This is a genomic window from Cognatishimia sp. WU-CL00825 (assembly GCF_040364665.1).
GTDB lineage: Bacteria > Pseudomonadota > Alphaproteobacteria > Rhodobacterales > Rhodobacteraceae > Cognatishimia.
On sequence record NZ_BAABWX010000001.1, the window covers coordinates 1,674,999 to 1,689,244 of the forward strand.

Here is a 14,246-nt window from a genome sequence, read left to right on the forward strand (position 1 = left end):
AGATTATCCCGGCTGCGACACCCGTTTTTTGGCGCGCTTTGGTTGCAACAGCTTTGGTCCAAACACCACAGCAAAGCCGCCAAAGCTCAAAAGCCACAACAGGGCAGAGATCACGTGGTACAGATGCGGATCCCCCGGAAGCACTGCTGAGAGCACCCGAAAGATCACCGCCCCCAACAACATGACAAACAGCGCAACCGTTTTGCCGTTGGCATCCAAGGCGTGACCCGTATGTCCTAATGTGGCGCGCGCCATCACTGCCAATGTCATCAGGCCAACGGCACCAACCATCCAAAGATGCTGCGCCGAGACCTCAAAGGCGGTATCAAAACTTTGGGCCCAACCCATTGTCAAAGCCCCCAGCGGCACAAATAGATAAGCAAGATGCAACACCCAAAGCAACGCATTGCTGAGGGTCGCCAACCCTTTCCACCTGACAAGCCGAACGAGGTGCAAACCGCCAGCCAAAAGCAGGGCTGGCCCGGCACTTGGAAGATCAAAACACCACAAAACCAGCGCAGCCACCAACACAAGCAACGCAATTTTATCAAACCGTTGCATCGGTGGTGCTGGGCGTTCTGCACGCCCCTGTGCCGCAAGCCAATTGCGCGTGAACGAGGGCACAATGCGCCCGCCTACCACGGCAATCATCATCAGGGTAGACCCCAAAAGAAGGCGAAACCCAATCCCCTGATAGGGCACAGCGTCTCGCATAATATCCAGGTGAAACAAGGCGTTGCCAAAGCCGAAAACCGCCACCAAGGCCAAGATCATCAGATTGCGCCAATTGCGCCCAGCCAAGATTTCACGAGCCAAAAACCCGAACAACGACAGCGGGAAACTTAGGTCAATCAGCGCGACGATTTCCGCGGGCAATAGCGCCGAGAAAAGCAGCGCCAAGCGGCCCAGAACCCATAGGCAAAACAATGCCATCAAGGGCCAGCCCACAACCGGCAATCGTCCGGTCCAATTGGGCACAGCAGTCAGCAAAAAACCCGCCAATACGGCGCTGACATAGCCCACCATAAAGGCATGCGCATGCCACGAGACGGGATCAAGCGCCAAGGGCAACTCAACCTGACCACCCAACATCAATACCCAAAGTACCATCGCAACGGCAGCCCAAAGCGCTGCCCCCAGAAAAAAAGGGCGAAACCCATAAGAGAACACGGCTGGTCCTTGCCAGTTTCTTATGCGTTCGGAACTTGTCTGCGTCATCATTGCACTCCTAGTTGAGCACATGAAACATGCGACGCACATATAGGTCTTTGCGCTAGCGCAAATCCTTAGATTGAGTAGCGGCATTCAGATCTCGTAAGACCCTTAAAAAACGCATCTTTATACGCCTAAAGGTCTTCAAGCCACGGGGGATTGGCCCCTGCCCGCGACACAGTCACAGCGGCAATTTTCGCCCCATAGTGCAAGGCTGATTGCACATCCGTAACAGACAACCGGTGAATGCCTGATTTCGTTAGCATCGATGATTGCGCCAAATTGGCCAAAACGCCTGCGTTAAACGTATCTCCGGCCCCGACAGTATCAACCACATCCACCAAATGCGCCGGCGCTATGACTTCGTCGCCATTGGCCAAAAACCCTTTGGCACCGCTTTTGCCGCGCGTCAGGATCACAAGCGATACCCCCTGATCCAAAATCATATGCGCCTTTTCTTTCTGCGACAAAGGCTCTTGGTAAATCCAGTCCAGATCTTCGTCAGAAACCTTTACGATGTCTGCATACTTGAAAATCATCGCAAGTCGCGCCCGGTATCGCGCATGGTCCTGGATAAAGGCTGGGCGAATATTTGGATCGACAATGATCGCCCGCTGATTACTTTGCGCTGCCATAAGCTGCACAAAGGCATCGGCCGCAGGTTCTACCGCCAAACTGATCCCACCAAAATACAAGGCATCAACCCCTGGCGGGACAGCAGGGAAATCTATGGCAGTCACCATGCGACCAGCAGAGTTTTCGTCAAAAAAGGTATAGGTCGCATGCCCGTCTGCCAAATGCACAAAGGCAAGTGTTGTTGGTCGATCAGAGGTGACAACAAAAGACGTATCTACATGACTTTCATGCAGCCTGCTTACTAACAACTGACCGAATAAATCACGTGAAACCCCAGCCAACATACCCGTTGATACGCCCAATCGCCCTAATGCAATGGCCGTGTTAAAAACCGAACCACCCGCGTGGGGCACAAATCCATCTTGCCCCTCAAGGGATGTGGACGGAATCATATCGATCAACGCCTCACCGCAACACAAAATCATTATTTAAACCTTTGATTGGTCAGCAGATTTCCTCGTCTGCCCGCATGGAATAATGTGCCAGCGCAGGTCATTTGACCGCTGTTTGGCCCGTATATTTGGTCAGCGCGGCCTCGCATCCATTTTCCCAAATTTCGCTTAGCCAGACTTCGAATGCAGAAACAAACAACGCATTCTGGTCCAAATCGCCATAGATTTGCTGTTGTTTCAGCCAACACCTTGGATCATCGCGCGCAGCCAGTGCCGTTTTAACCAAACTGCCCCACTGCGGATCGTTTGGCGCAATTTCGGTACCGTCTTGGCGGGTGCCTGCGCACATGCGCGCCCAAAGCGCCTCAACCAACGCCAAGCCCTGAATCTCACCACCTGCTTCAAGTGCATCTCGCAAGATCGGCAAAACAAAGCCCGGATGTCGGGACGATCCGTCAAAGGCCACTCGACGCGTCGTATCTAAAATATAGGGGTTGGCAAAGCGCTTCTCGATCAACGCCACGTAGTTAGAGGGTGACATGCCCGGAACAGGTTTTACATATGGCGCGATCTCTTCGTGCTGCACCTTGTGAAAAAAGGCGGCAATCAAAGAATGTTTCAGGCTGTCAGCAATGGTCTCAACTGACAAAAGCTCTCCGACATTGGCAACCACCTGATGACCCGCATTCAATACGCGCATTTTCATTTTTTCATGATCATGCACCGTTTCCGTAAGCGTTGCCCCTACCAGATCCCAGTCCGGGCGACCTGCACAAAAGTCATCTTCCATGACCCATTGACGATAATTTTCATGGGTTACCGGTGCCATATCCTCGATGCCCAGCGCCTGCGCCCGCGCAATTTCTGTCGGCCCGGTCGCAGGCACAATGCAATCCACCATCGAATTTGGAAATGACACGGTTTCATCAATCCAAACTGCGAGCTTTGGATCAGTCTGTTTGGCTAAACCAACGACAGCTTGTCGGGTGATATTGCCATTGCCTTGCAAATTGTCACAGCTTTGCACCGTGAACGGGCCAGATCCCGCAGCTCGTCGTATTTTAAGGGCAGCCACAATCGCCCCGAACACCGTGCTCGGTTTTGCAGGGTTCGCCACGTCGAACTGCAAATCTGGATGGCCCAAATCTAGTGCGCCCGTGGCACTGTCGACAAAATACCCGCTTTCAGTGACCGTCAACGACGCAATTCTAATGGCCGGATTTGTCAGCGCATTGATAAGCGGCCCATTGCCATCTTCAATCGGCACATAGTCGATCATCGACCCAATGACTTCGGCCGAGGTGCCTGCAGGGTCCAACTCTATGAGAGTGGTCAAGCAATCCTGGGTCTTCAGTTTATCATGCATGGCAATGTCATTGGCGCGCACGCTTGCACCGATTATGGCCCAATCCAGCGCACGGCCCATTTGCATCAGGCGATGAAGATACCAAGCCTGATGTGCGCGGTGGAAATTTCCCAATCCGATGTGCACGATGCCCGGTCGTAAAGTCGCGCGGTCATACTGCGGACGCTGAACCGTATCTGGCAGGCTTGCAACTGTGTCATTCGTTAACTTCATAGTCATTTCTCCGCGCGAACGCGCCTCAGCTCATCCATTGGCCGCCATCCACATTGTACGTCTGTGCAACGATGTAGTCGGCCTCTCTGCTGGCCAGAAACACCGCCATGCCAGTCAGGTCCTCGGCGCGCGCCATCCGTCCATAGGGAACGGCATTGCCCACTTCGCGTTTCTTTTGCCCAAAGGCTTTGACCGTTTGAACCACCGCCGCATCAATGCTGGCCTGCGCCGACACATCCATTTTTGCGGCAAGCGCATTTGTACCGAGGTCTGCGGCTGTTTGCTGGGCCTGCCCAAAATCAATTTCGGCAATGGCAAACCGCGCGCCTTCTTGAATGTACGCCTGGGCAAAGGCGCGCCCGATACCTCGGGCGCCGCCAGTCACAAGGGCTGATTTGCCAGCCAAACGCATCATTCGACCCGCAAACCCTGGGCGTCAAATTTATGCAGTTTGTCCATCTGTGGGTTCAGATAGATCGTGTCACCGTGCCGGGCTTCGATATCGCCGGTGATACGCACCGTTAACATGTCAGCCAGCCCTGTGTCGTGCACATGGATAAAGGTATCAGATCCAAGATGTTCAGCGACCCCGACGCGGCCTTTCCAAAGGCCTTCGGTTTTGCTGACATCAACATGTTCCGGACGAATACCAATCGAAGTCACGCCATGCTTTTTGGCCTCTTCCCCAGAAATGATGTTCATTTTCGGAGATCCGATAAAGCCTGCCACAAAGACATTGCGTGGCCGGTGGTACAGCTCGAGGGGCGAGCCAACTTGTTCGATAAACCCAGCGCGCAACACCACAATCTTATCGGCCATTGTCATGGCTTCGACCTGATCATGCGTCACATAAATCATTGTCGTTTTCAGACGTTCGTGCAGTTCGCTGATCTCAAGCCGCATACCCACACGCAAAGCCGCGTCCAGATTGGAAAGAGGTTCATCAAACAAAAACGCTGCGGGCTCGCGGACAATGGCACGGCCGATGGCCACCCTTTGCCGTTGACCACCTGAAAGCTGGCCAGGTCGACGTTCCAGATAATCGGTCAGGTTCAGGGCCTTGGCCGCAGCTTCGATGCGACGATCTTGTTCACCCTGCTCGATTTTTGCCATCCGCATTGGAAAGGCAATGTTCTTACGCACCGACATATGCGGGTAAAGCGCATAGGATTGGAACACCATGGCTAGGCCGCGTTTGGCTGGGGGCACATCCGTAGCATCGCCGCCATCAATCGCAATATTGCCCGAGGTGATATCTTCAAGGCCTGCAATCAGGCGCAAGAGTGTTGATTTACCGCAGCCCGAAGGTCCGACAAAGACTGTAAACTCTCCGTCTTCGATGGTGAGGTCCAGAGGTGGAATGACCTGGACGTCGCCGAAGCTTTTGGTCACTTGGTTCAGTTGAATTTGTCCCATTGGTCTATTTCCCTATTTGACGGCGCCGAAGGTCAGGCCGCTGACAAGTTGTTTCTGGCTAAACCAGCCAAGAATGAGGATTGGCGCGATGGCCATGGTGGATGCCGCACTAAGCTTTGCGTAAAACAGGCCTTCTGGGCTGGAATAGCTGGCGATAAAGGCCGTCAGCGGGGCCGCTTTTGCAGCGGTTAGGTTCAGCGTCCAGAAGGCTTCATTCCAAGCAAGGATGACGTTCAATAGAAGGGTCGACGCAATTCCGGGAATGGCCATCGGTGTAAGAACATAGATGATCTCTTCCTTCAGCGACGCCCCGTCCATACGCGCGGCTTCCAGAATTTCACCTGGGATTTCGCGGAAGTAAGTGTAAAGCATCCAAACGATGATCGGCAGGTTGATAAGCATCAAAACCACCATCAAGCCAATCTTTGTATCCAGCAGTCCCATGCGAATGAAGATCAGATAGATCGGATACAGCACACCAACAGCTGGCAGCATTTTGGTGGACAACATCCAAAGCAGGATATCCTTTGTCCGTTTGCTAGGAACAAATGCCATCGACCAGGCGGCAGGCACCGCGATGATGATGCCAAGTATAGTTGAGCCCCCGGCGATAAAGATCGAGTTCCACAGGAACCGCATATAGTTTGACCGTTCCATGACCGCGGAATAGTTTTCCAGCGTCCAATTGAACCCCAAGAAAATGGGAGGGTCAGCGATGGCCTGAGCTTCGGTTTTGAAGCTGGTTAAGATGGTCCACAGGATCGGAAAGAAGATCAGCAGACCAAAACTCCAGGCAAAGACCGTGTTGATGGTTTTGCGTTGTGTTGTGACAGAGCGAGCCATAATGAAATTCCTTACTTGTCCAAGTTCTTGCCGACGATGCGCATCAGGAAGATCGCAACGATATTGGCAAGGATGATGGCGTAGACGCCGCCCGCAGATCCAAGTCCCACGTTTTGGCTTTCCAGCACCCGCTGAAAGATCAAATAGGTGAGTGTTTTGGTTCCAAACGCGCCCTGGGTGGTCACGAAGATTTCGGCAAAGATCGACAGTAGAAAGATTGTCTGGATCAAAACCACAACGGTGATCGCACGGCTCAGGTGAGGCAAGGTGATAAAGGCAAAGCGTTTGATGGGCGGGGCACCGTCCATTTCTGCGGCTTCCAGCTGTTCACTGTCCAAAGACTGGATCGCGGTCAGCAGAATAAGCGTTGCAAAGGGCAACCACTGCCAAGACACAATCATAATGATGGATTCCAGTGACGCCTGACTAAGCCATGACACCGGCTCTGCACCAAAGAATTTCCAAAGATGCGCAAACAGACCGTTCACTGGATCCATGAACATATTTTTCCAGACAAGTGCGGAAACTGTCGGCATTACAAAAAATGGGGCAATAACTAATATTCTGACAACGCCCTGCCCCCACATGGGTTGGTTCAGCAGAAGTGCCAGAAGCACGCCAAAAATGATGGTGATAACTAAAACGCCGCCAACAACAATCAAAGTTGTCAGAACACTTGGCCAAAAGGCGCTTGATGAGACAAACCTGACATAGTTGTCAAAACCGACCCATCCCAGATCACCACCACGCAGCGGCAGGTATTTCTTGAACGAGAAGTAGAGTGTCATCGTGAGGGGGACCAGCATCCATCCCAAGAGCAGTATGACAGCAGGTGCCATCATGATCCTGGCAGCAGATCTGGAGTGTTGAGTAGCCATAAGTACATCTCCTCCGTTGACGGTCGCAATGCCGCCTTGGACGATTATTCGCTTTTCTAGGTGAGTTAGGCTAGAGGGCGGCGGCCTGCGCCACCCTCGTTGTCAGTCTGAAGGCTTAGTAACCCGCAGCTTCCATTTCTTCTGCTGTCAGCGCCTGGGCTTTGGCCAGAGCCTGTTCAGCAGTCTGTTGTCCTGCAACGGCAGCCGAGAATTCCTGGCCAACTTGGCCCGCGATACCCGCGAATTCCGGAATTGCCGCAAATTGCACGCCAACATAGGGCACCGGCTTAACGGTGGGTTGGTTTGGATCTGCAGACAAGATGCTGTCGAGCGTCACTTTGGCAAATGGGATCTTCTGGTACTCAGGGTTCTCATACAGCGATGTCCGCGCACCCGGAGGCACATTTGCCCAACCTTCGTTTGCAGCTACCAACTCGATGTAATCCTTAGACGTGGACCACTCGATAAACTGTTTGGCCGCATCGACATTTTGCGTTCCCGCAGGGATCGCCAGCGCCCAAGCCCACAACCAGTTGCCGTTTTTGGACACACCTTCTTTATGGGGTGCAAGCGCAAAGCCCACTTTATCCGCAACAACGGAATCATCTGGGTTTGTCAGCTTCGAGGCCGCCACGGTGGCGTCAATCCACATGCCGCATTTGCCTTGGTTAAACAGCGTCAGGTTTTCGTTAAAGCTGTTTCCAGACGAGCCTGGAGGGCCAGCTTGCTCCATAAGATCCAGATAGAAAGTTAGTGTTTCTTTCCACTCTGGGGAATCAAACTGCGGTTTCCAGTTTTCGTCAAACCAACGTGCACCAAACGAGTTGGCCATGGATGTGACAAACGCCATGTTGTCGCCCCATCCCGCTTTTCCACGCAGGCAAGCACCATAGATTTCGTTTTCTTTGTCCGTCATCGCCAAGGCCGCTTCACGAATAAAGCCCCAAGTCGGCGAAGCTGGCATTTCAAGGCCGGCTGCTTCCATCAGATCGGTACGATAAAACACCATGGATGATTCACCATAAAACGGTGCTGCATACATGATGCCATCATGGGACAAGCCATTGCGCATCGCTGGCAGCAAATCGTCGATATCATATTCGGCAGACAGATCATTCAGCGGGACAAGCCAATCCTGGGCACCCCAAATCGGTGTCTCGTACATGCCGATCGTCATGATGTCGAACTGACCACCCTTGGTGGCAATGTCCTGTGTCACACGCTGGCGAAGAATATTCTCTTCCAGGGTAACCCATTCTACTTCATGGCCGGTTTTGGCGGTGAAATCGCTTGTCAGACCCTGCATTCGGATCATGTCACCGTTGTTCACGGTGGCGATTGTAATCGTGTCAGCAAAAGCCGCTGTCGTTGCAAGCACCGACATAGCCGTGGCTGCACGAAGTGTGTTCTTCAAAGACATCCGTTTCCTCCCTTAATTGGATGTTGTCCTAGAAAACTAGCGCCAACGGTCCCTCGCGTCAATTTATTTTTTACGCGCGTAAAGTTTTAGATTTTTAATAAACATTCCTAGATACTTAAGCAGACCCCCTCATGATCAAACTGCCTTCAAACAAAGTGACGCTCTTGGCTTCGGCGGCATTTCCCGACTCGATCAAGCCAATAAGCGTGGCCGCGCTTTGAGCTGCAATCGAGACATAATCTTGGGAAACCGTCGTCAAAGTTGGGCAGCTATAGCGCGAAAACGGGTGATCATCGTGCCCGGCAACGCGCAATGCGCAATTGTCGGCGATCCCAATACGCAACCCCAACTGATAGGCCGCGGACAAAAATCCAATCGCCAAACGGTCATTGCTGCACAAAATTGTATCTGAGGGCAGGCTGCGTTCTGAAATAACGCGTGTGCCTTCGCGAAAACCAATTTCTTCAAAATCCCAGCCCTCGCCCGCCGCCTGCACCAAATGCGGCTTGTGCCCCAAGCGCTGCATCGCTGTCACATAAGCAGTGCGCCGTTTCAGAGCATTCGGGTTTGCGGGTGTTTTCATTTCAAAAAATGCCGGCGGTTCGCCTGTCCGGCACAGGTACTCCACAATCAAATTCACGCTTTGATCATTGTCTGATCCAATAAAAGCCTCTCCCAGATCCTCTATATTGGCATCAAACAACACGGTTGGGACGTCTTTGCAAAACGCTTCAATACGCGCCGGATCCGAGCCGCGCCCCAAAGGCGCGAGCAACACGCCCGCTGGTTTCATCAAGCGCAGGTTCTCGAGGTTCTCAATTTCACTTTCCGGATCCCCATGCGACCCCAGTAAAACCGGACGGAACCCCGCTTCGAGCACGTGATTTTCAATATTGCGTGCCATTTCAGCAAAAAATGGGTCAGCCAGATAGGGCACAACAATACCAATGTTCTTGGTCAGCCGCCGGTTCTGGTTCATCGCATACATATTTGGGCGATACTCAAATTGCTCCAGCGCCCGCTCTATACGCTCGCGCGTTGTTTTGCGCACGCTTGATGGGTCATTGAAGTATTTTGAAATCGTTGGGCGCGAAATCCCACTTACGGATGCAAAATCATCCATGTTCTTGATTTTTGGGTCGCTCATCTTTGGACTGTTCCTTCTCGCCGCGCTGAAATCTGACACCGAAATCCCAGCAACGGTGGTGCTTTTGAAGGCATACTAATTGACGCGCGTAAAATTTTCCAGCTTTACGGTAGCGGATACCCCACACGCCCAGCGCGGCAATAGGTCAGCTGCAATAACGGCCTGTTGAAAAGCCAATTATGTCCTGGTCAGTGGCAGATGCCAGCGCTTAGCTATCAGACACCCCGGCCTCGGCAAAAGTCGCCATGCCCGAATGACAGGCAACTGCGCTTTTTAAAACATTGATCGCCAACGCGCCGCCAGAGGCTTCGCCTAGGCGCATGTTCATGGCCAAAAGCGGTTCTTTTCCCAGCTTCTTTAACACGTTGAAATGCGCAGCCTCGGCGGACACATGCCCGGCAACCGCGTGGTCAAGTGCCCCGTCTTGGGCCTCTAACAGCGTGACGGCGGCAGCTGTGCAAATAAACCCGTCCAAAATGACCGGTATTTGATCGACCCGAGCCCGCGCAATAGCGCCCGCCATCGCGGCAAGCTCGCGGCCACCTAAACAACGCAGGGCCTCAAGACCCGTCACACCAGCGTTGGTTTTCAGCCCTGCGCGCACAACATCGGCCTTAAGGCGCAAACCAGCATCATCAACCCCGGTGCCACGACCAACCCAATCTTCGGCCTCGCCGCCATAAATCGCATTCAAGACCGCTGCGCCGCTGGTGGTATTGCCGATACCCATTTCGCCAACCACCAAGAGATCGGTGTTGTCGTCCACAGCGTCCCAGCCAGTGCGCAGGGCCTCAACAACCTCTGCCTCGGTCATGCCTGGCCCCTGCGTGAAATCCGCAGTTGGAGTGTCAAGATCAAGCGCATGCACAGAAAGCTTGGCCCCTGCTGCACGCGACAATTGATTGATTGCTGCGCCGCCGTGTTGAAAATTCAGCACCATTTGTTCGGTGACCTCAGCTGGAAACGCTGAAACCCCCTGTGCTGTGACGCCGTGGTTCCCGGCAAAGACGATCACCTGAGGATTGGCGATTTCAGGGCGCGCCGTGCCACGCCATCCGGCATACCATATCGCCAAATCCTCGAGCCGCCCCAAAGCCCCCGGTGGCTTGGTCAACTGCCCATTGCGCTCTTCCGCCTCGGATTTTGCCACTGCATTTGGGCCTTTTGCCCCTGCAAGTTGGGTGCGAAATTCATTAAGCGTAGAAAATGTGGCTGTCATGGCGGGCTCCTGTTGTCTCGCGCGTCCGCTCGGTGTTTACCTGACCCACCGCTTTCGGCAAGTCTGGAAAGGACATTCAGATGCAAAAGGACGACACGTCGCTGGCCAGACCGGGCGATATTCTAACAGCGATTGCGCTATTAACCCGTCTGCCCGTGAAAGCTGAGTTTGCGCGCAGTGCCAATGCGGTCTGGGCTTACCCACTTGCTGGCCTAGCTGTCGCGCTGATCGCTGGGATCCTTACAGGTGGCGCGCTTTGGCTGAACATCGCAACGCCGCTGGTCGCAGGTATCTGGCTTGTCACCACAATCCTGTTGACCGGCGCAATGCACGAAGACGGGCTTGCAGATTGCTGCGATGGGTTCTGGGGCGGCTGGACCACTGAACGCCGCCTAGAAATCATGAAAGACAGCCAGATCGGCACATACGGCGTTTTAGCCCTGTGTCTTTCGATTGGCTTTCGCTGGCTTGCAATCTGGCTGATCCTAGAAACCAGCCACTGGTTTTGGCCACTGCTTGTGGTCGAAGTATTGTCGCGCAGCTTTATGCCCGCGCTGATGCATGCCTTGCCGCACGCCCGCGACACCGGCCTTAGCCATGCACAGGGCCGTCCTCCGTTGGGCGCGGTTGGGCTTGGACTGGGTCTTGCGCTTGGATTTGCCTTACTGTGCCTGGGCTGGGCCGGCCTAAAGCTTGGGCTGATCGCAACACTGATAAGTTTTGGCACCGCATGGCTTGCGCAACGCAAAATTGGCGGGCAAACCGGGGACGTACTTGGCGCGACCCAACAGGTGATCCTGATCACACTTTTATTGTCGCTGGCATAGATAGAGGATGATTTGATGCGGATTTTTGCATTTGTCGCGTGTTTGGCTTTGGCGGGATTTAGCGCATGGTATTTCCTCTATCGTGATACCGCCCCCACCGATCAAGACTTAACCCAAATCATGCGCTCCGCCGTACCAGGTTTGCTCGAGGCGGACCTGACCGTTCAGGATTGCCAGCTGTCGATATCGGTTGCACAGCTCAACGCAGATCAAACACATTTTACCCAAGCTCTTTTGCGGGCCGACCTCAGCCTATTTGATTTTTCCGAAATTCGCATTCTGCCGACCAAAAAGGATCAGGCCATCCTGATCATCCAGCGCAGTCCGATGACCTTGCCAATGGTGCATCAAGCAGAACGCTTATTATCCGAGGTCCCAAGCCAATTTACCCAAAAAGCCGGCACATTGGTTCTGCGTGATGGCAAGGGAAACCAAGTGACCACCCAGCTTGATACCCAGGAAAACATTCGCAATTTGCTGCGCGATCCAACCCGGTCCCTCACCATCTCATTGGCCAGTACGCGCATAGGCAGCACCCAGGAAGAGACTCCGGCACTCTCGCCCCATGCTGACGCACCAGCTTTTTTTGATTATTCCGAACGCCTTGTTGATTTATCCCAACCAATGACATTTCACATGACCCGGTTCTTTGAAGGTAAAACCGCACGCCGCGACACCCTGCTATCCGCCGCTGTCAGTATGCCCGAAAAACTGCAATTTCAGGTCCTTTCGCAGGATGTGGCAGAGGCGCTGGCAGAGACCCTTTATCGCTATACCAATGGCCATTGTCGCGGCTAGTTCTGATCACGACACTGCGCGGAGAACCGCCAGGGTGACCACGCCCAGGGTGACACTGGGCAGCATTGGCAAACGCAGCGACAAAAGACAGACCAAGACCAAAGCAAGCGCATCATACAGTGCCCCCTGAACCACAAACGGGGCCACCAGTGCCGATAAAACAGCAATTGGCACCGCCTCCAGCCCTGCTGCAACCCGCGCATGAACCGTGCCAAAATAAGACATGATGACAAAACCAGCGCAGCGCGTTGCATAGGTCACCAGCGCACAGAGCAAAATTAGAACAAAACTATCAGGCATCCAGACCTCCGCCCTTGCTTTTTGGCGCATTGCGCAGCGCGGCCGTTGCAATTCCTGCAAACCCGCCAAGGGTGATATGCCACGGGCTGCCAATCAGATAAAACGCGGCCAAAGAAACCATAACGCTGACCGTCAAAACCCAGGAAAACCCAGGTCTGTGCCGAAAGCCAATCACGAGGCTGGCAAAAAACATCGGCAACAGAAAATCCAGTCCAAACCGGCTCAGATCTCCGAGCCAGCGCCCGAAATAGCTGCCCAGGATATTGGCGCAGATCCAAACAAAATAGACCACCAGCGCATAAGAGAAATAATAGCTTGGGCGTAGCTTTTGCCGGGTGGCCCGCGCCGCGCTGCTGGCAAACTGCGGATCGGTCAAAAAAAAGAATGCCAGTGCTTTTTGGGTGCCGCTAAAAGCCTGCAGGCTTTGCACCAATGACGCAGAATACAGCACATGCCTGAAATTCACCGCCAGAACAGCCAATAGAATTGACCAGATCGGCACATCCTGCCCCATCAACTCGACCATCACATATTGACTGGCAACCGCAAAGATCGTGGCCGATGCCAAAAGCACTTCTGTCGACGACATCCCCTGATCAATGCCATAAACACCAAAGACCAAAGCATAGGGTGCGATGGCCAACAAGATCGGCAGCGCATCGCGCAACCCTGCTTTCACCTCTAACCCCCTGCTCTGCGGCAAGCGTGCTGCGTGATTTACACTTTCGGCAGACATAGGCCCTCTCAGATTTTTCAGAACACATATTTTTTCAATTCGACACCCGTGCATGCAGATAGGCAGGCAGGCCTGAAAGTCGAAATATCGAACGTTGTTCATGATAATGGACAGCGTTGCGCACAAAGTCAAATCAAACTATGTTCGCTATAACGAACGACGCCCCATTGACACCATAGGCCCTTAATGACCCCAGCTGCCCTAATTGCCCGCGCCATCCAGCGCGAACGACACCGTGTCGGACTAAGCCTGTCTGCCTTGGCGCAGCAGGCCGGTTTGGCAAAATCCACCCTGTCCCAACTTGAATCAGGTCAAGGCAACCCCAGTATTGAAACGCTTTGGGCCATCGCTAATGTGCTTGGGGTTCCATTCAGCCATCTATTTGAAATGCCCGCAAACGAAATAAAACTAATCCGTGCTCAGGATGGCCAAGGCGTGGCCTCGGAAATGGCGGATTATCAAACCCAGTTGCTGGACAAATCCCCCCCTGGCCGCATCCGTGATCTTTATCGCGTTCAGCTGCGCCAGGGCTCCACCCGAAAAGCCGAGGCCCACCCCAACGGCACGGTTGAACATGTTTTTGTGATATCCGGCGAGGTCAAAACCGGGCCAACAGACCAAACAGAGATCCTCAAACCCGGCGACTACTACCGCTTTCCCGCGGATGTGCCGCACGCCTATGAACCCTTAACCGCAACGGCGGTGCTGGCCGTGGTGATGGAAAGCCCGGCCTAAGCGATCACCAACATTCGGCGACACGCCAGCAGCCCCCACCAACCCCCGGCTTTGTTCTTGATCAAAATACCCTGGGGGAAGGGGTGAAACCCTGTTTCGCCACTGGGG

15 protein-coding genes are annotated in these 14,246 nt (G+C 53.6%); 3 read left to right on the top strand and 12 right to left on the bottom strand.

Annotated features, from left to right (window positions below):
* Positions 1-3 precede the first annotated feature (3 nt).
* The 10 genes from ABXG94_RS08380 to cobT form a co-directional block, all read right to left on the bottom strand.
* The gene (locus ABXG94_RS08380; RefSeq protein WP_353533489.1) at positions 4-1,218 is read right to left on the bottom strand and encodes an NnrS family protein; all 1,215 of its coding nucleotides are present in this window, start codon (positions 1,216-1,218) and stop codon (positions 4-6) included.
* A 128-nt stretch (positions 1,219-1,346) separates the two neighbouring features.
* Positions 1,347-2,273: a carbohydrate kinase family protein gene (locus ABXG94_RS08385; RefSeq protein WP_353533491.1), complete on the bottom strand. Its 927-nt coding sequence runs from the start codon at positions 2,271-2,273 to the stop codon at positions 1,347-1,349.
* 67 nt (positions 2,274-2,340) lie between these two features.
* Positions 2,341-3,819, bottom strand: a complete 1,479-nt coding sequence (locus ABXG94_RS08390) for a mannitol dehydrogenase family protein (RefSeq protein ID WP_353533493.1) — start codon at positions 3,817-3,819, stop codon at positions 2,341-2,343.
* Between the two features lie 25 nt (positions 3,820-3,844).
* Positions 3,845-4,234 (bottom strand): SDR family oxidoreductase, encoded by a 390-nt coding sequence (locus tag ABXG94_RS08395; protein ID WP_353533494.1) that lies wholly within the window; start codon positions 4,232-4,234, stop codon positions 3,845-3,847.
* Positions 4,231-5,235 (bottom strand): ABC transporter ATP-binding protein, encoded by a 1,005-nt coding sequence (locus ABXG94_RS08400; protein WP_353533495.1) that lies wholly within the window; start codon positions 5,233-5,235, stop codon positions 4,231-4,233. The genes ABXG94_RS08395 and ABXG94_RS08400 overlap by 4 nt, the downstream gene beginning before the upstream one ends.
* Positions 5,236-5,247: 12 nt before the next feature.
* Entirely contained in the window at positions 5,248-6,078 is an 831-nt protein-coding gene (locus ABXG94_RS08405) for a carbohydrate ABC transporter permease (RefSeq protein ID WP_353533497.1), read from the bottom strand.
* A gap of 11 nt (positions 6,079-6,089) precedes the next feature.
* The gene (locus ABXG94_RS08410; RefSeq protein WP_353533499.1) at positions 6,090-6,956 is read right to left on the bottom strand and encodes a carbohydrate ABC transporter permease; all 867 of its coding nucleotides are present in this window, start codon (positions 6,954-6,956) and stop codon (positions 6,090-6,092) included.
* A 115-nt stretch (positions 6,957-7,071) separates the two neighbouring features.
* On the bottom strand, positions 7,072-8,376 hold the full coding sequence (locus ABXG94_RS08415; protein ID WP_353533500.1) for an ABC transporter substrate-binding protein: 1,305 nt from the start codon (positions 8,374-8,376) through the stop codon (positions 7,072-7,074).
* Positions 8,377-8,491: 115 nt separating this feature from the next.
* Positions 8,492-9,523: a LacI family DNA-binding transcriptional regulator gene (locus ABXG94_RS08420; protein WP_353533501.1), complete on the bottom strand. Its 1,032-nt coding sequence runs from the start codon at positions 9,521-9,523 to the stop codon at positions 8,492-8,494.
* Between the two features lie 208 nt (positions 9,524-9,731).
* A complete protein-coding gene (gene cobT, locus ABXG94_RS08425; RefSeq protein WP_353533503.1) occupies positions 9,732-10,742 on the bottom strand; it encodes a nicotinate-nucleotide--dimethylbenzimidazole phosphoribosyltransferase in 1,011 nt (336 codons plus the stop codon).
* Positions 10,743-10,822: 80 nt separating this feature from the next.
* Here cobT and cobS point away from each other — a divergent pair, with 80 nt between their 5' ends.
* Positions 10,823-11,569 carry an adenosylcobinamide-GDP ribazoletransferase gene (gene cobS / locus ABXG94_RS08430; RefSeq protein WP_353533504.1) on the top strand — a complete coding sequence of 249 codons (747 nt, stop codon included), beginning with the start codon at positions 10,823-10,825 and terminating at the stop codon, positions 11,567-11,569.
* A 15-nt stretch (positions 11,570-11,584) separates the two neighbouring features.
* Positions 11,585-12,367 carry a hypothetical protein gene (locus tag ABXG94_RS08435; protein ID WP_353533505.1) on the top strand — a complete coding sequence of 261 codons (783 nt, stop codon included), beginning with the start codon at positions 11,585-11,587 and terminating at the stop codon, positions 12,365-12,367.
* A gap of 6 nt (positions 12,368-12,373) precedes the next feature.
* Here the strand turns inward: ABXG94_RS08435 and ABXG94_RS08440 are convergent, their stop codons facing one another.
* Together ABXG94_RS08440 and ABXG94_RS08445 are read right to left on the bottom strand one after the other, a co-directional pair.
* On the bottom strand, positions 12,374-12,667 hold the full coding sequence (locus ABXG94_RS08440; protein ID WP_353533506.1) for an AzlD family protein: 294 nt from the start codon (positions 12,665-12,667) through the stop codon (positions 12,374-12,376).
* Positions 12,660-13,403: an AzlC family ABC transporter permease gene (locus tag ABXG94_RS08445; RefSeq protein ID WP_353533507.1), complete on the bottom strand. Its 744-nt coding sequence runs from the start codon at positions 13,401-13,403 to the stop codon at positions 12,660-12,662. Before ABXG94_RS08445 ends, ABXG94_RS08440 begins: the two co-directional genes overlap by 8 nt.
* 186 nt (positions 13,404-13,589) lie before the next feature.
* On the opposite strand from ABXG94_RS08445, the gene ABXG94_RS08450 reads away from it, so the two are divergent.
* A complete protein-coding gene (locus ABXG94_RS08450) occupies positions 13,590-14,138 on the top strand; it encodes a helix-turn-helix domain-containing protein (RefSeq protein ID WP_353533508.1) in 549 nt (182 codons plus the stop codon).
* Positions 14,139-14,246 lie beyond the last annotated feature (108 nt).

Bases quoted from the DNA above. Each gene is read 5' to 3' on its own strand.
- ABXG94_RS08380 (WP_353533489.1), bottom strand. From the start codon at position 1,218: ATGACGCAGACAAGTTCCGAACGCATAAGAAACTGGCAAGGACCAGCC.
- ABXG94_RS08385 (WP_353533491.1), bottom strand. From the start codon at position 2,273: ATGATTTTGTGTTGCGGTGAGGCGTTGATCGATATGATTCCGTCCACA.
- ABXG94_RS08390 (WP_353533493.1), bottom strand. From the start codon at position 3,819: ATGAAGTTAACGAATGACACAGTTGCAAGCCTGCCAGATACGGTTCAG.
- ABXG94_RS08395 (WP_353533494.1), bottom strand. From the start codon at position 4,234: ATGATGCGTTTGGCTGGCAAATCAGCCCTTGTGACTGGCGGCGCCCGA.
- ABXG94_RS08400 (WP_353533495.1), bottom strand. From the start codon at position 5,235: ATGGGACAAATTCAACTGAACCAAGTGACCAAAAGCTTCGGCGACGTC.
- ABXG94_RS08405 (WP_353533497.1), bottom strand. From the start codon at position 6,078: ATGGCTCGCTCTGTCACAACACAACGCAAAACCATCAACACGGTCTTT.
- ABXG94_RS08410 (WP_353533499.1), bottom strand. From the start codon at position 6,956: ATGGCTACTCAACACTCCAGATCTGCTGCCAGGATCATGATGGCACCT.
- ABXG94_RS08415 (WP_353533500.1), bottom strand. From the start codon at position 8,376: ATGTCTTTGAAGAACACACTTCGTGCAGCCACGGCTATGTCGGTGCTT.
- ABXG94_RS08420 (WP_353533501.1), bottom strand. From the start codon at position 9,523: ATGAGCGACCCAAAAATCAAGAACATGGATGATTTTGCATCCGTAAGT.
- cobT (WP_353533503.1), bottom strand. From the start codon at position 10,742: ATGACAGCCACATTTTCTACGCTTAATGAATTTCGCACCCAACTTGCA.
- cobS (WP_353533504.1), top strand. From the start codon at position 10,823: ATGCAAAAGGACGACACGTCGCTGGCCAGACCGGGCGATATTCTAACA.
- ABXG94_RS08435 (WP_353533505.1), top strand. From the start codon at position 11,585: ATGCGGATTTTTGCATTTGTCGCGTGTTTGGCTTTGGCGGGATTTAGC.
- ABXG94_RS08440 (WP_353533506.1), bottom strand. From the start codon at position 12,667: ATGCCTGATAGTTTTGTTCTAATTTTGCTCTGTGCGCTGGTGACCTAT.
- ABXG94_RS08445 (WP_353533507.1), bottom strand. From the start codon at position 13,403: ATGTCTGCCGAAAGTGTAAATCACGCAGCACGCTTGCCGCAGAGCAGG.
- ABXG94_RS08450 (WP_353533508.1), top strand. From the start codon at position 13,590: ATGACCCCAGCTGCCCTAATTGCCCGCGCCATCCAGCGCGAACGACAC.